This is a genomic window from Actinospica robiniae DSM 44927 (assembly GCF_000504285.1).
Taxonomy (GTDB): domain Bacteria; phylum Actinomycetota; class Actinomycetes; order Streptomycetales; family Catenulisporaceae; genus Actinospica; species Actinospica robiniae.
In genome coordinates this window covers 9245266-9265338 of sequence record NZ_KI632511.1, presented here as the reverse complement: position 1 = coordinate 9265338, position 20073 = coordinate 9245266, and the positions used below count along the sequence as shown (strand labels likewise).

17 protein-coding genes and 2 riboswitches are annotated in these 20073 nt (G+C 72.9%); of the genes, 9 read left to right on the top strand and 8 right to left on the bottom strand.

Features of this window, described 5'->3' with window-relative positions:
* Positions 1 to 9: 9 nt before the first annotated feature.
* On the top strand, positions 10 to 915 hold the full coding sequence (locus ACTRO_RS39825; RefSeq protein WP_051452622.1) for an ornithine cyclodeaminase family protein: 906 nt from the start codon (positions 10 to 12) through the stop codon (positions 913 to 915).
* 102 nt (positions 916 to 1017) lie between these two features.
* On the top strand, positions 1018 to 2115 hold the full coding sequence (locus tag ACTRO_RS44590; protein WP_157436703.1) for a polysaccharide deacetylase family protein: 1098 nt from the start codon (positions 1018 to 1020) through the stop codon (positions 2113 to 2115).
* A 125-nt stretch (positions 2116 to 2240) separates the two neighbouring features.
* Here ACTRO_RS44590 and def read toward each other — a convergent pair whose 3' ends face one another.
* Positions 2241 to 2894 carry a peptide deformylase gene (gene def, locus ACTRO_RS39815; protein WP_034271608.1) on the bottom strand — a complete coding sequence of 218 codons (654 nt, stop codon included), beginning with the start codon at positions 2892 to 2894 and terminating at the stop codon, positions 2241 to 2243.
* A gap of 119 nt (positions 2895 to 3013) precedes the next feature.
* Between def and ACTRO_RS39810 the strand changes: the two genes are divergently transcribed.
* Together ACTRO_RS39810 and ACTRO_RS39805 are read left to right on the top strand one after the other, a co-directional pair.
* Positions 3014 to 3742, top strand: coding sequence for a TetR/AcrR family transcriptional regulator (locus tag ACTRO_RS39810; protein WP_084317257.1), 729 nt, complete (start codon positions 3014 to 3016; stop codon positions 3740 to 3742).
* 117 nt (positions 3743 to 3859) lie between these two features.
* Positions 3860 to 4213, top strand: a complete 354-nt coding sequence (locus tag ACTRO_RS39805) for a DUF6204 family protein (RefSeq protein ID WP_034271606.1) — start codon at positions 3860 to 3862, stop codon at positions 4211 to 4213.
* A 39-nt stretch (positions 4214 to 4252) separates the two neighbouring features.
* On the opposite strand, the gene ACTRO_RS39800 is transcribed toward ACTRO_RS39805, so the two are convergent.
* Positions 4253 to 4936 (bottom strand): hypothetical protein, encoded by a 684-nt coding sequence (locus ACTRO_RS39800; protein ID WP_034271604.1) that lies wholly within the window; start codon positions 4934 to 4936, stop codon positions 4253 to 4255.
* 185 nt (positions 4937 to 5121) lie between these two features.
* On the opposite strand from ACTRO_RS39800, the gene ACTRO_RS39795 reads away from it, so the two are divergent.
* The gene (locus ACTRO_RS39795) at positions 5122 to 5616 is read left to right on the top strand and encodes a hypothetical protein (RefSeq protein WP_034271602.1); all 495 of its coding nucleotides are present in this window, start codon (positions 5122 to 5124) and stop codon (positions 5614 to 5616) included.
* 6 nt (positions 5617 to 5622) lie between these two features.
* Here the strand turns inward: ACTRO_RS39795 and ACTRO_RS39790 are convergent, their stop codons facing one another.
* From ACTRO_RS39790 to ACTRO_RS39780, 3 genes are read right to left on the bottom strand one after another with little or no spacing between them, the layout of a single operon-like run.
* The gene (locus ACTRO_RS39790) at positions 5623 to 7260 is read right to left on the bottom strand and encodes a xylulokinase (RefSeq protein WP_051452116.1); all 1638 of its coding nucleotides are present in this window, start codon (positions 7258 to 7260) and stop codon (positions 5623 to 5625) included.
* Positions 7260 to 8702, bottom strand: coding sequence for an aspartate aminotransferase family protein (locus ACTRO_RS39785; protein ID WP_034271600.1), 1443 nt, complete (start codon positions 8700 to 8702; stop codon positions 7260 to 7262). Before ACTRO_RS39785 ends, ACTRO_RS39790 begins: the two co-directional genes overlap by 1 nt.
* 19 nt (positions 8703 to 8721) lie before the next feature.
* On the bottom strand, positions 8722 to 9420 hold the full coding sequence (locus ACTRO_RS39780) for a class II aldolase/adducin family protein (RefSeq protein ID WP_034278884.1): 699 nt from the start codon (positions 9418 to 9420) through the stop codon (positions 8722 to 8724).
* 267 nt (positions 9421 to 9687) lie between these two features.
* Here ACTRO_RS39780 and ACTRO_RS39775 point away from each other — a divergent pair, with 267 nt between their 5' ends.
* Together ACTRO_RS39775 and ACTRO_RS39770 are read left to right on the top strand one after the other, a co-directional pair.
* Entirely contained in the window at positions 9688 to 10752 is a 1065-nt protein-coding gene (locus tag ACTRO_RS39775; protein WP_034278883.1) for a zinc-binding dehydrogenase, read from the top strand.
* 210 nt (positions 10753 to 10962) lie between these two features.
* The gene (locus ACTRO_RS39770; RefSeq protein ID WP_034271598.1) at positions 10963 to 11625 is read left to right on the top strand and encodes a GNAT family N-acetyltransferase; all 663 of its coding nucleotides are present in this window, start codon (positions 10963 to 10965) and stop codon (positions 11623 to 11625) included.
* Between the two features lie 115 nt (positions 11626 to 11740).
* Here ACTRO_RS39770 and ACTRO_RS39765 read toward each other — a convergent pair whose 3' ends face one another.
* Both ACTRO_RS39765 and ACTRO_RS39760 read right to left on the bottom strand, forming a co-directional pair.
* The gene (locus tag ACTRO_RS39765) at positions 11741 to 12589 is read right to left on the bottom strand and encodes a CPBP family intramembrane glutamic endopeptidase (protein ID WP_245594627.1); all 849 of its coding nucleotides are present in this window, start codon (positions 12587 to 12589) and stop codon (positions 11741 to 11743) included.
* Positions 12590 to 12653: 64 nt separating this feature from the next.
* Positions 12654 to 14153, bottom strand: coding sequence for a glutamate-cysteine ligase family protein (locus ACTRO_RS39760; protein ID WP_034271596.1), 1500 nt, complete (start codon positions 14151 to 14153; stop codon positions 12654 to 12656).
* Between the two features lie 416 nt (positions 14154 to 14569).
* On the opposite strand from ACTRO_RS39760, the gene ACTRO_RS39755 reads away from it, so the two are divergent.
* Positions 14570 to 14773 (top strand): DUF5999 family protein, encoded by a 204-nt coding sequence (locus ACTRO_RS39755; RefSeq protein ID WP_034271593.1) that lies wholly within the window; start codon positions 14570 to 14572, stop codon positions 14771 to 14773.
* A gap of 94 nt (positions 14774 to 14867) precedes the next feature.
* Here the strand turns inward: ACTRO_RS39755 and gcvP are convergent, their stop codons facing one another.
* Positions 14868 to 17774: an aminomethyl-transferring glycine dehydrogenase gene (gene gcvP, locus ACTRO_RS39750; RefSeq protein ID WP_034278881.1), complete on the bottom strand. Its 2907-nt coding sequence runs from the start codon at positions 17772 to 17774 to the stop codon at positions 14868 to 14870.
* A gap of 72 nt (positions 17775 to 17846) precedes the next feature.
* Positions 17847 to 17972: riboswitch (glycine riboswitch) on the bottom strand.
* A riboswitch (glycine riboswitch) is annotated at positions 17973 to 18100 on the bottom strand.
* A 148-nt stretch (positions 18101 to 18248) separates the two neighbouring features.
* Here gcvP and ACTRO_RS39745 point away from each other — a divergent pair.
* Complete coding sequence (locus ACTRO_RS39745; RefSeq protein WP_051452114.1) at positions 18249 to 19103, top strand: spermidine synthase; 855 nt, start codon at positions 18249 to 18251, stop codon at positions 19101 to 19103.
* Positions 19104 to 20073 lie beyond the last annotated feature (970 nt).

Below are 20073 nucleotides of genomic sequence, written 5' to 3'. Positions count from 1 at the left end.
GTGGAGCGGATGACGGTGCTGGGCCACGAGGAGATGCGCGCGGCGCTCGCCGACGGCGAGGCCCTGACCGCGATGGTGGCCAAGGCCCTGATAGCGGTGGCCGCCGGCCGGTCCTCGGTGCCTGCGCGGATCGCCGCGTTCGCCGAGCACGGACTGCTCGGCGCGATGCCCGGGTACGTGCCGGGCGTGGGACTCGGCGCGAAGCTCATCGCCGTGTTCGACGACCCGTCCCGCCCGGGGCGCAGCAGCCACCAGGGCCTGGTGGCGATCTTCGACGAGCATGACGGCCGGCCCCTCGCCATCCTCGACGCCGAGCCGCTCACCGCCGCGCGCACCGCCGCGTCGGCCACGGTGGCGCTGCGCGCGCTGGCCCGCCCGGACGCCCGCCGCGTGCTGGTGGTCGGCAACGGCGCGCAGGCGCGGGCACAGCTGGAGTTGCTGGCCGGGGACGAGCGCTGGGAGGTGGCCGTGGCCGGACGCGACCAGGACCGGGCCGCGGCGCTGGCCGAGCAGTACGGAGTGGCCGTGGCGCCGTCGATCGAGGCGGGCGCGCGGGCGGCCGAGGCGGTGCTGTGCTGCACCGGCGCGCAGCAGCCGGTCGTGCGCGCGGCGTGGCTCGCCCCCGGCACGCACGTCGGCTCCGTCGGCGGGTCGCAGGGCCCTGAACTGGATGCGGAGACCATCGCGGCGGCGTCGCTGTTCGCCGAGTGGCCGGGCGTGGCCACCAGCGCCCCGCCCGCCGGCGCCTACGAGCTGCAGGGAGTCGATCCCGAGCGGGTCACGCTGATCGGCGCGGTCCTCGACGGCTCGCACCCGGGCCGGCGCGACGAGCGGGAGATCACCGCGTACAAGTCGACCGGCCACGCCTCGCTCGACCTCGCCGCCGCGGCCGTCGTGCGGGCATCACTGGACTGAATGAGGGAACGCGGCGACGCCGAGATATTACTGAGTCACCCTCAGGTGAAAATCTTCTGAAGTTTCCTCAACCCGGCCGCCGGTTCAGGCGTCATAACGGGTGTGAGAGACGAACGAGACTGGCGTCCGGACGCCGACCCCGAGGCCGAGACCCAGGCGGTGACCCCGCGCGTCCCGCGCCAAGCCGAGACCTCCGAGCCCTTCGAGGCGGAGGACCCGCTGGCCCAGACCGCGCTGTACGTCCCGGGCCCGGCCGGGCCGGGCGCGGAGCCGGGCCGAAGCCGGGCGACCCGCCGCCGGGTGCTGTTCGCGGCGGGCGGGATCACGCTGCTCGGAGCGGGCGGGGTCGCCAGCGCGTACGCCGTGGACGGGCCCGGCCCCAACTGGCTGAAGCCGTCGGCCGCCGGCACGGGCGGGTCCAGCGCGCCCGGGTCCGGCCGTTCGACGGCCGCCGTGCCCGGGCAGAGCCGTCCCGCGCACCCGTCCGGCGCCCCGACCGGCAACGCCGGCTCGCCCTCGCAGGCGGGCAGCACGTCCGCCTCGCAGCCGCCGTCGTCCACCGGCTCGCCCTCGCACTCGCCCGGGCTGCCGCCCGGGGTGAAGGTGCCGACCGCGCCGCAGTGGTACGTCGACGACGCCGGCCCCATGGGCATAGCCCTGACCATGGACGACGGCCCGCACCCGACGTACACGCCGCAGGTGCTCGAGGTGCTCGCGAAGCACGGCGTGAAGGCGACCTTCAACATGATCGGCCGTCAGGTCGGCGCGAATCTCTCCTTGGTGCGCGAGGTCTCCGCGGCCGGCCACACGGTGACCAACCACACCTGGGACCACGCCGATCTGTCGCACTACACGTTCTCCCGGGTGTGCTCGGAGATCGACCGCTGCAACGACGCGCTCGCGAACGCGAATCAGCACCCGACGATCTTCCGCGCGCCCTACGGCAACTGGTCCAAAGCCGTCTTCCAGGCCTGCGCCGCCCGCAGCCTGCGCCCGGTGGGCTGGTCGGTAGACCCGCGCGACTGGGACACCGAGCACGTGGACACGCAGCAGATCGTGCAGAACGTCATGAGCCACACCCGGGCCCACTCGATCATCCTCGAGCACGACGGCGGCGGCGTCCGCACCAACACCGTGGCCGCGCTGAAGATCTTCATACCGGCGCTGCTGGAGAAGGGCTACCACTTCGTCGCGATGTGACCCGCGCGGCGGGGAGGGTTCACGGGGGCTCAGAGTTCGACGTCCGGCGTGCTCAGGGCTTGAAACCTCCGGGCTCGGCGGCCCGGGCTCTTCGCCTCGTGCCCGATGCCCCCGTGCTCGACTCCTCAGCGGGCGGAGGCGTTCGCCGCCCGCTTGGCCATGACCTCGTCGCGCATCTTCTGCATCTGCTTGAGCGCGTCCTTGCGGGCCCGGGTGGGCAGCCGGTCGATGTAGAGGTAGCCGTTGAGGTGGTCGGTCTCGTGCTGCAGGCAGCGGGCGAAGTAGCCGTGGCCCTCGATCACGAGCTCCCTGCCCTCCCAGTCGGTGCCGCGCACGACCGCGTGGTCCGGCCGGGCGACGGTCTTGTACGGGCCGGGGACCGACAGGCAGCCCTCGTCGTCCTCGTCCAGCACCCGGGAGCCGGCCGGCAGCTCGTCCACCACCGGGTTGCAGATGTGGCCGACGTGCCGCTCGCCGTCGCCGTCCGGGCAGTCGTAGACGAACACCCGCAGGTCGACGTCGACCTGGTTGGCGGCCAGGCCCACGCCCTCGGCCACGTACATCGTGGCGAACATGTCGGCGATCAGCTGCCGGAGCGGCTCGGTGCCGTACATCGCCTCGGTCACCGGCGCGAGCCCGCGGTGCAGGATCTCCTCGCCCGCCTCGGTCACGCGCAGGACCTCGCCCGTCGCGGCCTCGGGGGCCCGGGCGGGGTAGTCCTCGACGCTCTGACCCTGCACGCGCACGCGCAGCTGCTGGGTGGGAGTCTCGCCGGCCATGAGGTGCGTCGCCTGCCTTTCGGGCACGGGTGTAGTGCCTTGTGCTTCCGTGGGTGCCGCTACCCAGTATCGTTCACGGTGCGGTGTATTGGGAAAACGGGCCGGAAGGCGGTGGGGTGGTGACGGCCACGGGAACGCGGACGGTCAAGGCGCCGGGCGCCGGCAGCGGGGGTGCCGAACCGCGGGTGCGGCGCGAACCGCGCCAGGCCCGTTCGCGGGCGCGGGTGGCGCAGATCCTCGCGGCGGCGGACGAGATCCTCTCGACCGAGGGCTTCGAGGCGCTCACGGTCCGCCGGATCGCGCAGGAGGCGGCCGTCCCGGTCGGCTCGATCTACCAGTTCTTCCCGGACAAGGCGGCCGTGGTCGACGCGCTCGCGCGCGGGTACATCGGCGAGTTCGACGTCGCGATCGAAGCGCTGGTGGCCGACGCCGAGGCGTACGCCGCCGAGCACGGCGTCGACGCGGTCGTGGAGAGCGGCGACGGCGGCAGCACCAAGGGCGGCGGCTGGGCCGACCCGGTCGGCAGGCTGGTGGACGAGTTCGCCGACCTCTACCGCTCCCGCCCCGGCTACGTCGCACTGTGGTCCGGCCGGCACCTGTCCCCCGAACTCGCCCGCGCCGACGAGGCGAACAACCTCGCCATCGCCGCCGGCGTCCGGCGCATCCTGGTGGCGCGCGGGATACTCGCCGACGGCCCCGAACTCGACCTCGACGCGCAGGTGGCGGTCCGGGTCGCAGACGTCCTGCTCCAGTTCGCCTTCGGCCGCGCGCCCGGCGGCGACGAGGCGGTGCTGGCCGAGCTCAAAACCCTGCTGCGGCTCTACCTCGCCAACCTCGCCGCGCGCTGACGGGAACAAGCAGCGGAGCTCCGAGGACCGCCGGCGGGCCGGTAGACCGATCAGCCAGCCAGCCGACCGGGCGCAAAACCCGGTGAGCGGGGCGCCGAACCCGGCTACGATCACGCGGTGACCACTCGCACCTTCCGCATCACCGTCCGCGGCTCGTTCCAGGCGCTGACCCCCGAGCAGCGTGCCGAACTGCTGGCCGAAGCCGCCGACCACGACATCTTCAGCGCCGCGTACACCGCCGAAGGCCACCTGAGCTACGACATCGCCGCCCGCCCGGCGTTCACCTTCCGGTTCCAGGACTCAGGCGTCGACGAAGAGGACATCCTCGCCGCCGCCGAGCGGGCCGAGACCGCCGCCCGCGCGTGGCTGGACTCCCGCGGGTACGCCTACAAGGACCTCAAGTCGCAGGCCGAAGACCTCTCGCAGGCCGCTCTCAGCAAGCGTCAGAAGCGCGACGCCCGCAACTCCTGACGCGGCCTCAAAACCACGGGAGGGGATGACGCGTCCGCGTCACTCCTCCACCCACGGAAAGCCGCCGGGGTCCGCGGCGATGCGCGCCTGCAGCTGCTCGTCTCGATGACCGCGGATCTCGGCCAGGAACGGGAAATCCTCCGGGCCGACCGCGAGCTTGGCCAGCGGTTTGACGGGCACGGGACAGGCCGCTTGGGCGACGTGCGCGTAGGCGTCGCCGACGGCGAACGGCGGCTGGTGCTCGAACCCGTCCGCAGACAGCAGATACACCGTCCCGGTCCGCCACGGCCGGCGTTGCAGGGCCGTGTCCGTGATGGAGAAGAAGTAGTACGGGCCGCTGAGCTCCTCGTCCCCCGAACCCAGCCGGACGGCGGCGTTGCACAGCAGCATCGGATGACGCGCGCGGTCCAGGATCGCGAAATACACCGGCCAGATGCCGTCGGCCGCGGCGTAGACGGCGCAGCGATTGCTGAATTCCAGAGAGTCGGCCGCCTGACGGGGCTCGAACAGGTCGATGCCGGGATCCCCCGAGCCGTGCAAGACCACGTTCGCCCGCTCGATCGCGTGGCAGAGGAACTGCCACTTCGGCAGGTCGAGCGTGTAGTCGATCGGACGGTCCGGGCCCTGTTCGAGCGCCTGGTCCAAGAACCGATCGACCGCCGAAACCGTCGCGTCGTCCCGGCGCAGCTCAGGTCCGCGCAGCCAATAGCCCGGTATCTCCATCGCAACACTCTACTGCGAGCACGCGGTTAAAGCCCTGAGTTGAACCGGGCCGGCATCGACGGCCCGGTTGCTGGTGCGTTCGGCGCAATGACACCACTCACGGGGGTGAGGCTCCGCAGGCGGCCGGACGCCGGCTCCCAGTCTCCGAGCGGGCTCATGCCTTACTTCCGACGGAAGGAAAACCCGTGATCCGCACACCTCGCAGCGCCGCCTTCGCCCTCCTCGCCGCAGCCGCGCTCGTGAGCATCCCCGGCACTGCCTTCGCCGACGCCTCCGCGGCGGGGCACGACGCCGGCCCGGGCTTCAACAACGGCATCATCATCAACCAGACGTACCAGCACATCGATGGAAACGTCTACAACGCGGACGACGACGGCATCGTCGACGGCCTGCCCGGCGCGGGTGCGCCTTTCGTGCAGTTCCGGCTCTCGAACAGGTCGCCCTTCGCGTTGGAGCGGACAAGCCAGCAAGGCGCCGAATACCCGCGCTTCCTACTCGCCGGGTCGCTCGCGTTCGTGCAGACCACTGATCCGTCGACCGCCGACTACCAGTCCGCCGGGGCCCCGGGGACCGTGCACATCGACGCGACCGATCCGCAGGACCTCAGGTGCAGCGGCACCGGCAGCCTGCAGTGCCGAGTCGAGTTCAACGGCGGCAGCCTGGACCTGGTCGTCACCTGATCGTTCTCAGTCGGCCCGGGTGGCCGGGGACTCGAACGGCGGGTTCAGCCGTGCGTACAGCTTCCGGTGCGCCTTGTGGTGGGCGAGCAGGGCGGCGTAGGCCTCGTCGTAACGCTCGCGGTGGGCCGGGTTCGGCTCGTAGCGCGCGGCGATCTCGACGAGGCCGGGGATCTGATCCCACGTCACCTCGCCGAGGGCGACGCCGGCGAGCAGGGCGGCACCGCGGACGTTGGCCAGCTGCGGCTCGGCGACCTGGTCGATGGGGCGGTCGAGGATGTCGGCCATCGCCTGGCACCACAGAGTCGAGGACGCGCCGCCGCCGATGAACCGGATCGGGCCGAGGCCGCCCGGACCGGTGTGGCCGGTGAAGTGCTCGACGGCGTCGAGCATCCACTTCGTGTTGAGCGCGATGCCTTCGAACACGGCTCGGGCCAGGTCCGCCCGGCTGGTCGAGAGGGACAGGTTGAACCAGGCGCCGCGCAGCGACGGGTCGTCGACGGGGGTGCGCTCGCCGTTGAGCCAGGGGGCGAACACGACGCCGTTCGCGCCGGCGGGCGCCGTGGCGGCGAGCCGGGTGAGGCGGTCGAGCGCTTCCGGCGAGCGGGGGTGGTCGGGGTCGTCGAGCACGTTCTCGATCAGCCAGTCGACGGCGCGGCCGGCGACGTCCTGGACCGTGGCGACCCAGTAGCGTCCCGGGACGGCGGCCGGGAGCGAGGCGATGTTGCGCCGGACGTCGGTCTTCTTACTCGGGACGTGGCAGGAGAGCCACGCGCTGGTCCCGACGTACAGGTGCGGCTGGTAGTCCCGGACGGCGCCGGCGCCGAGGGCGGCCGCGGTCGTGTCGCCGGTGCCGGCGACGACCTGCACGCTCGTCGGCAGGCCCAGGTCCTCCGCGGCTTGCGCGGTGAGGGTGCCGACGACGGTGGCCGCGGGGACCTGCTCGGGCAGCTTCGCCGTATCGAGGCCGCCCATCCGGGCGAGCTGCCCGTCCCAGGCCAGCGTGGCCGGGTCGCGGGTGTCGGTGGCCCAGCGCAGCACGGCGGTGTCGCGGGCCGCGGCGGCCCGGCCGCTGGCGCGCAGGGTGAGGTACTCGGGGACGTCGAGCAGGTAGCGGGCGGCCTGGAACGCCTCGGGGCGCTCGCGGCGCAGCCAGAGGGTCTGGCCGACCGGGTCCTTTCCGCTGCGGGTGGGCACGCCGCCGGTCTTGACCAGCCAGGTGCGCAGCTTCCGCGCGCCGTAGCCGGTGCCGGGGACGGTGACGGCGGCACCGGTCGCGGCCTGGGCGTAGCGGGCGCCGCGGGCGTCCATCCAGATCAGGGCGGGGTGGACCGGGGTGCCGTCCTCCGCCGCGGGCACGGTGCCGCCCCACTGGGTGGAGAAGCACAGTGCCTTGATCCGCCCGGCGGCCTCCGGATGCGCCTTGATCAGTTCCCTGACGGTCTCGGCGGTGGCCCGCCACCAGTCGTCCGGATCCTGTTCCGCGCCGCCGCCGGGCAGCAGCCGGGTGGTCAGGTCGCGCCGCGCGACGGCGAGGATCGCGCCGCGCGCGGTGGCCAGGGCGGTGCGCAGCCCGCCGGTGCCCAGGTCGACGCCGAGCACCAGCGGGCCGGAGTCGGCGTCGACCTGCTCTGGATGAGGGGGCATCAGGCGGCGGGGATCTGTGCGAAGACGCGGTCGAAGGCGGCCACGGCGTCGTCGATCACTTCGTCGGTGTCGGCCATCGAGGTGTAGATGCGCGAGCCGGCCAGGGTGACCACGCCCTCGGCGGCGAAGGCCATCGACATGTGGCCGAGCATCTTCAGCCGCGGGCCGAGCTTGTCGAAGAACTCCGGGTCGTCCAGGCGCAGGTGCAGCACGCCGGAGGTGTGCAGGTGGACGATCGAGCCGAAGTTGTAGGTGACGTACGGCAGTGCGTACTTGGCGATCAGCCCGTCCAGGCCCGCGCGCAGCCGGTCGCCGGCCGCACCCGCCTTGGCGGGCGCGTCGAGCCGGTCCATCTCGAGCAGGGTGTGGTAGCCGGCCGTGCAGGAGAGCGGGTTGGCCGAGAGCGTTCCGCCGGTGAGCGCGCGCTGGCCGGCCGCGGTCAGGCCGCCGGTGAAGGCGCCCATGACCTCCTCGCGGCCGCCGACGCCGCCCGCGGCCGGGTAGCCGCCGGCCACGCACTTGCCGAAGACGGTCAGGTCGGGGGTGACCCCGTAGTAGCCCTGGGCCCCGCCCATGCCGAGGCGGAATCCGGTGACCACCTCGTCGAAGACGAGCAGGGCGCCGAACTCGTCGCACAGTTCGCGCACGGCGGCGTTGAAGTCCAGCGGGGCCGGGTGGGTGCCGGACTCCGGGCCGACCGGCTCGAGCAGGACGGCCGCGGTGCCACCGTTCTCGGCGTTCGCGGTCAGCCGGGCGCGCAGCGCCCCGAGGTCGCCGGGGGCGGTCTCGGAGGTGCCGGAGTAGGCGGGCGCGGGGATGCCGGCGGCTTCCAGCGGGCCGGAGCCGGGGATGCGCAGGCCGAAGACGACCTGGTCGCTCCAGCCGTGGTAGGCGCCGCCGACCTTGATGATGTTCTGCTTGCCGGTGTGGGCGCGCGCCGCCCGGATGGCCGCCATGACGGCCTCGGTGCCGGAGCCGAGCATGCGGAACTTGTGCACGGCGGGCATGAAGTCGTGGATCAGCTTGGCCAGCGCGGTCTCGGCGGGGTGGAGCATGCCGGTGACCGGGCCGCAGTGGCCGAGGAGTTCGAGCACTGCCTCGCGCACGACCGGGTTGTTGGAGCCGAGCACGGTCGGGCCGCCGGCCTGCAGGAAGTCGATGTACCGGTTGTCGTCTACGTCGTAGAGGTAGGCGCCCTCGGCCCGGGTGATCGAGAGCGGCCACGGGTCGTTGAGCGCGAGGTTGTGCTGCACGCCGCCGGGGATGTAGGCCTCGGCCTCGGCCGCGCCCTGCTTCGAGCCGGGCGTGTTCTTCTCGTACCACTCGTGGTAGGAGGCCAGCTGCTCAGGCGTCAGGGTCCTGATCGGAGTGCCGGTCAGGCCGGCGATCTTGGCCTCGATGGCCGGGACGTCGGGGTAGGCGCTGATGCCGTACGTGCTCATCGGGTGGTCCTCACGTCCCTTACTGCTCGGTCGTCTCGGCGGAGTCGCCGTCGCTGATCTTCTTGGTGCTGCCGTAGTTCGTGGAGAGGGCGACCATGATGACCTCCTCCTGCTCGGCCTGGTTCAGCTCGCGCGGGGCGCGGCCGGTGACGGCGGAGGCAAGCAGCGCCTGGTGGTAGGTCTGCGCGGACCACTCGACGAGTTCGAGGTTGTCCACGGCCTTGGCGAGCTTCGAACCGATGGCGATGGAGCCGTGGTTGCGCATCAGCGCGGCCTGCTTGAACTCCAGCGCCTTGACCACCAGCGCGGCCAGCGCGTCGGTGCCGTAGCAGGCGTAGTCGGCCACCCGGACGGAACCGCCGAGCGAGAGCATCGCGTAGTGCACCAGCGGGATCTCGTCGGCTACGAGGCCGATCGCGGTGGAGGTGGTGGCGTGGGTGTGCGTGATGGCGCCGGTGCCGGTGGCCCGGTAGACCGCGAGGTGCATCGGCACTTCGCTGGTGGGGGCCAGGTCGCCGTCCACGACGGCGCCGTCCTCGAGCCGGATGACGGTCATCTGCTCCGCCGTCAGTTCGCTGATGACGCCGCCGGTCGGGGTCACCGCGACCAGGTCGTCCCGGCGGACGGAGAGGTTGCCGCTGGTGCCGATCACCAGCCCGCGCTCGGCCAGGCGGGCGCCCGCCTCGGCCAGCGCGTGGCGTTCCTCGGACAGGAGCACGGGTTCCTCCTCGTGCGCGGCCCACAAATGTGAGCACCGGTTCATGTTCTCGGGCTCATCATCCCCGCCGCCGCAGCGCGCGTCAAGACGTCGGCGGCCGCCTCAAGCCTCGCACGCCGCCCCCGCTGCCGCCCGCCCGTCCACCCGGCGTCGGGCCGGTCCCCCGCTCACCCGGCGGCACCGCCCGCACCCGCCTACGATGAGGTGACGAAGCTGATCACGCCCGGCCCGGCCGTGCGGCCCGGCCCCAGCCGGAAGGAGCCCGCGATGCGCGCGACGCTGCTGCACGGCGCCGGAGACATCCGCGTGTCCACCGTCCCCGACCCCACGCTGCGCGATCCGACCGACGCGCTGGTGCGCGTCACCCACTCCTGCATCTGCGGCTCGGACCTGTGGCCCTACAAGTCGGCGCCCGAGGCGGCCGAGGGCCGGCGGATCGGGCACGAGTTCCTCGGCGTCGTCGAGGCGGTCGGCTCGGAGGTGGCCAAGATCGCCCCGGGCGACCGGGTGATCGCGCCGTTCATGTACTCCGACGGCACCTGCACGCACTGCCGCAACGGCTGGCCCACCTCGTGCATCGCCGGCGGGTTCTGGGGCGGGGACGACAAGTTCGGACGGCTGGTCGACGGCGGCCAGGGCGAGTACGTGCGGGCCCCGTTGGCCGACGGCACGCTGGTGCGGGTGCCGCAGGAGACCGGCCCCGAGCTCGCGCCGGCGCTGCTGGCCCTGTCCGACGTGATGGGCACCGGCCACCACGCGGCGGTGATGGCCCGGGTCCGGCCCGGCGCGACGGTCGCCGTGGTCGGCGACGGCGCGGTCGGGCTGTGCGGCGTGCTCGCCGCCCACCGGCTCGGCGCGGCCCGGATCATCGCGCTCTCCCCGCACGACGACCGCTGGCGGCTGGCCGAGCAGTTCGGCGCCACCGACCGGGTCGAGGTGCGCGACTCGGCCGAGGCCGCGGCCCAGGTGCGCGATCTGACCGCCGGGATCGGGGTGGACAGCGCGCTCGAGTGCGTCGGCTCCCGGCAGGCCCTCGAGACCGCCATCGCCGTCGCCCGCCCGGGCGGCGCGATCGGCTACGTCGGGGCGCCGCAGGACCTGGTGGAACTGCGCGCCTCGGTGCCGCTGCGGGCGATGTTCGAGCGCAACCTCACCCTCTCCGGCGGCCTCGCGCCCGCCCGGGCGTACCTGCCGGACCTGCTCCCCGACGTGCTCGCCGGCAGCCTCGACCCGGGCCCGGTCTTCGACCTCACCCTTCCGCTGGCGAGCGCCGCCGACGGCTACCGGGCGATGGCCGAGCGCACCGCCGTCAAGGTGCTGCTGACGCCGTGACGGCCGCGGGACGCGCCCGCGCCCGTACCCGCGGCGGGCCGCGCCACCTTCCCGCCACCCGGCGGCCGTCCCGGGTTCACCCGATATTCCCGCGCTGACCTGGGCTTTTCGTAACCGAAGGTCACGGTCTGAGCACGGACCCTCATTCTCCCGGGTGGAAATCGCCCGCCCCCATTCCCTAGCGCCCGAAGAACATGCATCATTGCGCCCATGCCAGCACCCATCACGCTGACCGGCCGCCTCGTGCGGCTGGAACCGATGCGCGAGGAACACCTCGGCCCGCTGCTGGAAGCGGCCACCGAGGATCGCGCGTCGTTCGGGTACACCTATGTGCCCAAGGACGAGGCGGCCGTACGCCGCTACTACGACGTCGCGGTCGAGGACCTCGATACGCACGTCGCCGTCACCTTCACGATCATCGACCGGCGGGACGGTCGGGTCGTGGGTTCCACCCGCTTCCGCGAGCTCGAATACTGGAATGCGGGGGTGTGGCCGCCCCGGCACGGGCGGACCAACCCGTCGGGCATCCCCGACGCGGTGGAGATCGGCTCCACCTGGCTGGCGCCGCGGGCGCAGCGCACCGGGATCAATCTCGAGGGCAAGCTGCTGATGCTCACGCACGCCTTCGAGACCTGGCAGGTGCACCGCGTCTCGCTCAAGGCGGACACCCGCAACGTCCGCTCGCACAACGCGATCCTGGCCCTCGGCGCCACGTACGAGGGCACCCGCCGGGCGCATTTCCCAGCGTCCGAGGGCGGCGTGCGCGACTCGAACCTCTACTCGATGCTCGCGCACGAGTGGCAGGGCGCGAAGGAGGCCCTGATCGCCCGGTTGGAGCGCCGCTCCCCGGCCCTGACCCTCCAGGCGGCCTGAGCGCCGGTCGCCAGCCTGCAATTCCCACGCACCGGCCCGCCGCGGCCGCCCCGCAGCTACCGCGGGGCACCCGGCCGCGGCGGGCCGGCCCGTCCGGCGAGACCGGTCAGACCGATCACGTCGGCAGCCAGCTGACGTGGCCGGCCAGCAGCACGTAGCCGACGAACGCGGTGGTGTCGATCAGCGCGTGCGCCACCAGCAGCGGCATCACCCGGCCCCAGCGCCGGTAGAGCTTGGCGAAGATCAGCCCCATCACGAGGTTCCCGGCGAAGCCGCCGAAGCCCTGGTACAGGTGGTAGCAGCCGCGGATCAGGGCGCTGAGCGCGTCGGAGCGCTGCGGGCGCAGGCCGGCCTGGTCGAAGCGCCGCAGCAGATATCCGTTCCAGGTCACCTCTTCCACGATCGCGTTCTGCCAGGCCGAGCCCACCAGCACCGGGATGCGCCACCAGACCGCGGGCAGCGTCGTGGGCACGACGGTGACCGCCAGACCGGCGGCGTGCGCGGCGAGGTAGAGCGCCAGTCCGCTACCGCCGATGCAGGCCGCGACCGCGGCGCCGTAGCCGAGATCGCGCCGGGGACGGGTGCCGTCGACGCCGATGCCGCGCAGCCCGACGCCCTCGCGGGTGAGCAGGTAGGCCACCAGCAGCGCGGGCGCGAGCCCGAACGCGATGCCGTAGGTCTGCCAGGTCAGGTCCAGCCAGGGCCGCCCGGGGGCGGCGGAGGCGTTGAGCGCCACCGACTGGGTGTTGAGCTTGGTGACCGAGTGCACCTGGGTGAGCGAGCCGATCAGCGAGATGACCGAGTCGACCGCCGAGCGCCCGAGGCCGACCGCGAGCACCGCCGCGACCTCGAACCACAACAGCCGCTTCGTCCACGTCCACGCCCCGGACGTCGGGCCGAGGACCGCTCCGCCCGCGCCCGTACCCGCGGCGCCGCCGCGCGTTCCGCTCACCTGCTCCGTCACGAGCGTGATCCTAGAGGGCGAGGCTGAAAGCACGCCGTGAGTCCGCCCGCGGCGGCGCCGGGCGCTACTCGCCGCCCGGCCCCACCGGCCAGGTGTGCACCGGCTGGCCCTCCCTGCCCAGGTGCGCGTAGCGCCGCAGCATCGAGGCGATCGCCTCATGCCGGCCGAGCCCGAGCTCCTCCTGCAGGTAGCGCACCTGCTCGAGCTGCCAGACCGCGCCGTTGCGCCCGGTGCGGGCCCGACCCTCGATCACGCCGAGGTACAGGTCCCGCTCGCGCGGGTCGATCCGCCAGCGGTCCAGGCCCTCGGCGGCCAGCGGCAGCAGGTGCTCGAGCACGAGCCGGCGGGCCGAGACCATGCCGAAGCCGGGCCACAGCTGCAGCGCGCCGATGCCGTCGCGGGCGCCGCGGTGCAGGTTCTCCCGGGCCGCGGCGAACGAGAGCCGCCGCCAGACCGGGGAGTCCTGGTCGGACAGCGCGCGCACGAGGCCGTAGAAGAGCGCCGCGTTGGCCAGCACGTCGATCACGGTGGGGCCGGCCGGCAACACCCGGTTCTCCACCCGCAGGTGCGGCTTGCCCCGCGCCACGTCGTAGACGGGGCGGTTCCACCGGTAGACCGTGCCGTTGTGCAGCCGCAGCTCGGGCAGGTGCGGTATGCCGCCGGCGGCAAGCACGGCCGCCGAGTCCTCGCGCCCCACCTTGGGCAGCAGCGAGGTGAAGTACATGACGTTCTCCCGGAACAGCTCGGCCGGGCCGCGCACCCAGCGCTCGCCGAACCACACCCGCGGGCGCACGCCCTGCGCCGCGAGCTCGACCGTGCGGAAATCCGTCGCCTGCTCGAACAGGGCGATCCGGGTCTCGTGCCACAGCCGCTTGCCGAGCAGGAACGGGGAGTTGGCGCCGAGCGCCACCTGCACCCCGGCGATCGCCTGCGCGGCGTTCCAGGCCCGGGCGAAGCCGTCCGGGGTGACCTGCAGGTGGAACTGGACCGAGGTGCAGCACGCCTCGGCCATGATGGTCGGGAAGGCGGTGTCGAGGATCTCGTCGTCACCCTCGATCCGGACCCGGAAGTCCTCGCCCCGCACCAGCGCGATCTGGTCGTTGAGCAGGACGTAGCGGTCCTCCTGGGAGAAGTTCTCCCGGACCAGGTGCGCCTCGCCCAGGGTGGGCAGCACCCCGATCATCGCCACGCCCGCGCCGCACGCCGCCGCCACCCGGTCGGCGTAGTGCAGGGCGGTGTCCATCTCCTCCTTGAGCTCGGAGAGCATCGTGCCCACCAGCTTGTGCGGCGCGATGTTCACCTCCAGGTTGAACGAGCCGATCTCGGTCTGGAAATCCGGCGACGCGATCCGTTCCAGCACCTGCCGGTTGACCATCGCCGGCCGTCCCTGACCGTCGATCAGGTGCAACTCCAGTTCGATCCCGCACAGCTTGCGGCCCTTTTCGAACAGGTCCTGCGCGAGCATCTGCTCGAACACGTCCTGACACGCCGTCAGCCGGTTCCGGAAACGTTCCCGGTCCCGCCCGTCGAAGCCGATCTCCGCCGCGGCCAATCGCTCGCCCACGCCGCCGTCATCCCCTCACCGCTGCCTGCATCGCGCGGGGCTCCGCAGCCCGGTCCCCGCCTCGTCGTCTCGTCCTCGCCCGGGGCCCACGGCCTCCGAGACCGGTCCCCTACCCGCCGCGAAGGTCACTAAAAGACCTCAAGCCCTGACGGGCCGTCACTTCGCCGCCAGGTTGCGAAGATCCGCGATACGCCGCGCAATCGCAACCTCGGCGAGATATCAGCGTGATGCGGGACCGGGATCGCACGGCGCGCGGGTAGTCCCGGCGGGCCATGGCGGGGGCGCGCCCGGGTGGTTTCCCCGGCGCATCCGGGGCACTGTCGGCCGGTCCTCGAACCGAGCCGGGCGGCGGCGCGTACAAAGGGATACAGGACGGCGGGCGCACCGCCGATCGACCGACCGGGAGGGAAGCCACCATGCTCGAACCGACGCGCACGCCCTGTCCGCACAAGCCGCCGTGCCCTCCGGCGCAGGCTCCGGACCTCTACCGCGCCCACGTGCTGGCCGCGCACCCCGAGCAGGGCTGGTCCCTGCTGTGCAACGGCGTGATCGCCTTCGACGACCTCGGCGCGCTGCTGCCCGGGGGCGCCGCGCTGGTGCCGGCGCGCCAGGCCGCCTGAGACCGGGCCTCAGAACCCTCACTCTCCACCGGAACGCGAAACGCGACGGCCGTTCGCCCGGCCGCCGCGTCGTCACGTCTGAGTAAGGGCTCTGCTAGCTCGCCAGCTCCTCGATCGGCGGGCAGGAACAGACCAGGTTCCGGTCGCCGTAGGCGCCGTCGATGCGGGCGACCGGCGGCCAGTACTTGTCCGCCGCCTGCGCCAGGCCCGCCGGGAAGACGGCGGTGGCCCGGTCGTAGCCGTGCTCCCACTCCCCGGCCAGCGAGGCCGCCGTGTGCGGGGCGTTGTGCAGCGGGTTGTCCACCGCGTCCCACTCGCCCGCGCCGACCTTCTCGATCTCGCCGCGGATCGCGATCATCGCGTCGCAGAAGCGGTCGAGCTCGACCAGGTCCTCGGACTCGGTCGGCTCCACCATCAGCGTGCCGGCGACCGGGAACGACATCGTCGGCGCGTGGAAGCCGTAGTCGATCAGCCGCTTGGCCACGTCCTCGACCGTCACGCCGGTCAGCTTGGTGATCTCGCGCAGGTCCAGGATGCACTCGTGCGCGACCAGGTTGCCCGGCCCGGTGTAGAGCACCGGGTAGTGCGCCCCGAGCCGGGAGGCGACGTAGTTGGCCGCGAGCACGGCCGCCTGGGTCGCCCGGCGCAGGCCGTCGCCGCCCATCAGCCGGATGTACGCCCACGGGATCGGCAGGATGCCGGCCGAGCCCCACGGCGCCGCCGAGACCGGACCGACGACCCCCGCGCCACCGCGCTGGGGCGCGGGGCCGGCGATCGGGTGCAGCGGGTGGTTGGGCAGGTAGGGCGCGAGGTGCGCGCGCACCGCGACCGGGCCCACGCCCGGGCCGCCGCCGCCGTGCGGGATGCAGAAGGTCTTGTGCAGGTTCAGGTGCGAGACGTCCGCGCCGAACCGGCCCGGCTTGGCCAGCCCGACCAGCGCGTTGAGGTTCGCGCCGTCCACGTAGACCTGGCCGCCCGCCTCGTGCACGGCCGCGCACACGTCGGTGATCTGCTCCTCGAACACCCCGTGGGTGGAGGGGTAGGTGACCATCAGCACCGAGAGCTGGTCGCGGTGCTTGGCGATCTTCTCGCGCAGGTCGTCCACGTCCACGTCGCCGTTGGCCCGGCAGGCCACCACGACCACGCGCATGCCGGCCATGACGGCGCTGGCCGCGTTGGTGCCGTGCGCGGAGGACGGGATCAGGCACACGTCGCGCTGGCCCTGGCCGTTCGCGCGGTGGTAGGCGCGCACCGCCATCAGGCCGGCGAACTCGCCCTGGGAGCCGGCGTTGGGCTGCACCGAGACGCGGTCGTACCCGGTCACCTCGGCCAGCCAGCGCTCGAGCTGGCCGATCAGGGCCAGGTAGCCGCCGGCCTGCTCCAGCGGGGCGAACGGGTGGATGTTGGCGAACTCCGGCCAGGTGATCGGCTCCATCTCGGTGGTCGCGTTGAGCTTCATGGTGCACGAGCCCAGCGGGATCATCGAGCGGTCCAGCGCCACGTCCCGGTCCGAGAGGCGGCGCAGGTAGCGCAGCAGCGCGGTCTCGGAGCGGTAGGAGTGGAACACCGGGTGGGTCAGGAAGGCCGACTCGCGGGCCAGCTCCTCCGGCAGCGCGTCCCCGGCCGACTCGTCCAGCGCGTGCGCGGTGGCGCCCTCGACGCCGAAGGCCTGCCACACCGCCTGCAGGTCCGCCCAGGTGGTGGTCTCGTCGCAGGAGAGGGTGACGGTGTCCGGGTCGGCCAGGCGCACGTTCACCCCGGCGGCGCGGGCCGCGTGCCACAGCTCGGAGGCCCGGCCCGGCAGCCGCACCGCGAGGGTGTCGAAGAACGCGCCGCCGGCCACCTCGAAGCCGGCCTGGCGCAGCCCGGCCGCGAGCACCACGGCGTGCCGGTGCACCCGGCGGGCGATCGCGGACAGGCCGTCCGGACCGTGGTAGACCGCGTACATGCCGGCCACGACGGCGAGCAGGACCTGCGCGGTGCAGATGTTGCTGGTCGCCTTCTCCCGGCGGATGTGCTGCTCCCGGGTCTGCAGCGCCAGCCGCAGCGCGCGGTTGCCGTGCGCGTCCTGGGAGACGCCGACCAGGCGGCCGGGCAGCGACCGGGCCAGGCCCTCGCGCACCGCCATGTAGCCGGCGTGCGGGCCGCCGAAGCCCATCGGCACGCCGAAGCGCTGCGTGGTGCCCACGGCGATGTCCGCGCCGAACTCGCCCGGCGCCTTGAGCAGGGTGAGCGCGAGCAGGTCGGCGGCGAAGGTCACCAGCGCGCCGTCCGCGTGCGCCCGCTCGACCACGGGGCCGAGGTCGCGCACCGCGCCCGAGGCGCCCGGGTACTGCACCAGCAGGCCGAAGTAGCCGCCGAGGCCCTCCGGCAGCTGCCCGGCCGACAGGTCCACCGGCACCAGCTCGATGCCGAGCGGCTCCGCCCGGGTCTGCAGCACGGCCAGCGTCTGCGGGAACACGTCCGAGTCCACCAGGAAGCGCCGTGCGTCCGAACGGGTGGCGCGCAGCGAGAGCGTCATCGCCTCGGCGGCCGCGGTGGCCTCGTCGAGCAGCGATGCGCCGGACACCGGCAGGCCGACGAGGTCGGCGACCATGGTCTGGAAGTTGAGCAGCGCCTCGAGCCGGCCCTGCGAGATCTCCGGCTGGTACGGCGTGTACGCGGTGTACCAGGCGGGCGACTCGAGCACGTTGCGGCGGATCACGGCGGGGGTGAAGGTGCCGTAGTAGCCGAGACCTATCATCGAGCGCAGCACGCGGTTGCGCCCGGCCAGGTCGCGCAGCTCCTGGGTGACCGCGGCCTCGGAGCGGGCCGGCGGCAGGTTGAGGCGCTCGGTGAGCCGGATGGTGGCCGGGATGGCGGCCTCGGAGAGGTCTTCCAGCGAGCCGTAACCCAGCACGGCCAGCATCTTGGCCCGGTCGGCCTCCGACGGGCCGATGTGCCGTTCCTCGAACGGCACTCCCTGGGCAAGCTCGATCAACGACGCCGACCCGGCGCCCATCGCGAAGGCGGACTCGACCACGGTGCAACTCCCTGAAGGGTCCCACCCGGCACGCGACCGCCGCGCACCGGCCACTCCCCCTCTGTCGGGAAACCTGAGAGCTTCACCGGCGTGCGGGCACGCCGGTTTTCTCCTTCGGTGGAAGGCCCGCCCGCGCCACGTCCACGGCGCGTGCCGATCTTCGCTTTCCAGAGTCGCCTGACCCGGACGGTCCAGGGGCCTGAGAGATTCCGGGGAGGATTTGCTCCTTCGGCGCCCCACTCGTGGCCCGGCCGAGCGCGTGCGCTCGGCCGCCGCCGCGGCGGGGACTCTCCCGTCCGGGGTGAACAGCTACCCCTTACGGTATCAACGACCGGGGCCTCCCGGCGACGAGTACGCCCCGAACGCCACCCCTCCCGCCGCGTCCGCGCCCGCCCCGCGCCACCCTCCCGGGGGCTCCGCCCGCGCCCGGCCCGCGGCGATAATGGCCCCACCATGCCACGCCGTACTCCCGCCGCCCCCGCGTCCGCGACCACCCGCACCGGCGAGGTCCGCCTGCTGCCGGACACCGACCGCCCCGACGCCCACCTGCTGACTCTCGACGGCACGCCCCAGTCGTACGTCGACCTCGACGACCCGACGCACCTCGAGTTCGAGTACGTGCGCCGGCTCGCCCACCTCGCCGATCTCGCGCTGGCGCCGGAGTCCGCGGCCGTCGACGCGCTGCATCTCGGCGGCGGCGCGCTGACGCTGCCGCGTTATCTGGCTCACACCCGGCCGGGCTCGCGCCAGCTCGCGGTCGAGATCGACCCGGAGCTCACCGAGTTCGTGCGCACCCACCTGCCGCTGGACAAGCGGGCCCGGCTGCGCGTGCGCGCGGCCGACGCCCGGGAGGCGCTGGCGGGGATGAAGCCGGACAGCTGGGACCTGGTCATCAGCGACGTCTTCGCCGGCGCCCGCACCCCCGCCCATCTGACCAGCCTCGAATACGTGCAGCTCACCGCGCACGCGCTGCGCGAGCCCGGCGTCTACGCGGCGAACCTCGCCGACGGCGCGCCGCTGCGCTTCGCCCGCGCCCAGGCCGCCACCGTGCAGGCCGTCTACCCGCACGTGGTCCTGATAGCCGAGCCCGCCGTGCTGCGCGGCCGCCGCTACGGCAACATCGTCCTCGCCGGCTCCCGCCACCCGCTGCCGGTGCCCGCCCTCGTGCGCGCCACGGCCGCGGACCCCTTCACCGCGCGGGTGCTCACCGGGGACGAACTCACGACCTGGATCGGCGGGGCCGTGCCGGTCACCGACGCCACCGCCGCCGATTCACCGGAGCCGCCGCCGGGCACGTTCGTGGTCTAGGGCGATTTGATGATCGGCTGAGTGTTGGTGGGGTGGGGTTTCTCGTCGGGTTGGGGTGGTCGTCGGGGTGTGGGCGGCCGCTTCGCTCCGCCCCGTTTCGTGTGACCACCCGCCCACCCGTTGCGTTGGCGGGGCGGCCTGCGGTTTCAAGATCTCGCCTCCGGCGCGGGCCCTTCCCTCGGAGAGAGATGCCGGGGTCTGTGGGGTGCTGACGTTGGTGGGGCGGGCTGGGGTTCGGGGTGGTGGGGTTGCGGGTGTGTGCTCTCTCCTCGGTCGGTCCCCGGAGGCAATCAGGGACCTGCCGGGAGGTCAAGCGGCGGTGGTTTCCGCTCATGCTCGATTGTGCATGGCGCCGCTTGACCTCCCGGCAGAACCCTGATGGGGCTTCGCCTGCCCGACCGAGGAGAGAGCACACCCCCTGAGGGTCCGGTGCGAGCGGCGCTCGGCCCGAGTCCCATCCCGTGGCCCGGTCACGCTCGATCCGGAAGAATCCTGCACCGCCGTGGTCCCGCCATCCGGATCCTTGATCCGTGTGAAGGGTCGGTCGTCCGGTCGCGCTTGCTGCTGAATCGTGCATCGCCTTGCTGCGATCGACCTTGATCCCAGACCTCGCTGCAGAATCCCGCAGGCCGGCCCCGTTCGACGCGGAAGGATTCTGCAACGCCCTGATCCGAGCATCCCAACCCTCGATTCGCGTGAAGGCGCCGGTGCTCGGATCGTGTGGCTCGGTCGCGCGCCGAGGGGAAATCCTGCACCGCTTTCGGCCCCACCTGCCCAGCCACCCCGTCCACCACCCTCCCGTCGCACGTCCCGACCCTCGTACTCTTCCATGCTAGATGCCACCACCGACAAAAACCGCGTATCTAGCTTTCACCGGATAAGTAAAAATTGTGGAGATTTGCCGGAACTCGGGCGTGCTCCCCGGCGTTGAAGGAGTAGAGGAGAAGACAGCGGCCCAGAACGGCGATGC

Bases quoted from the DNA above. Each gene is read 5' to 3' on its own strand.
- ACTRO_RS39825 (WP_051452622.1), top strand. From the start codon at position 10: ATGACGGTGCTGGGCCACGAGGAGATGCGCGCGGCGCTCGCCGACGGC.
- def (WP_034271608.1), bottom strand. From the start codon at position 2,894: ATGGCCGGCGAGACTCCCACCCAGCAGCTGCGCGTGCGCGTGCAGGGT.
- ACTRO_RS39800 (WP_034271604.1), bottom strand. From the start codon at position 4,936: ATGGAGATACCGGGCTATTGGCTGCGCGGACCTGAGCTGCGCCGGGAC.
- ACTRO_RS39790 (WP_051452116.1), bottom strand. From the start codon at position 7,260: ATGCCCCCTCATCCAGAGCAGGTCGACGCCGACTCCGGCCCGCTGGTG.
- ACTRO_RS39785 (WP_034271600.1), bottom strand. From the start codon at position 8,702: ATGAGCACGTACGGCATCAGCGCCTACCCCGACGTCCCGGCCATCGAG.
- ACTRO_RS39775 (WP_034278883.1), top strand. From the start codon at position 9,688: ATGCGCGCGACGCTGCTGCACGGCGCCGGAGACATCCGCGTGTCCACC.
- ACTRO_RS39770 (WP_034271598.1), top strand. From the start codon at position 10,963: ATGCCAGCACCCATCACGCTGACCGGCCGCCTCGTGCGGCTGGAACCG.
- ACTRO_RS39755 (WP_034271593.1), top strand. From the start codon at position 14,570: ATGCTCGAACCGACGCGCACGCCCTGTCCGCACAAGCCGCCGTGCCCT.
- gcvP (WP_034278881.1), bottom strand. From the start codon at position 17,774: ATGGGCGCCGGGTCGGCGTCGTTGATCGAGCTTGCCCAGGGAGTGCCG.
- ACTRO_RS39745 (WP_051452114.1), top strand. From the start codon at position 18,249: ATGCCACGCCGTACTCCCGCCGCCCCCGCGTCCGCGACCACCCGCACC.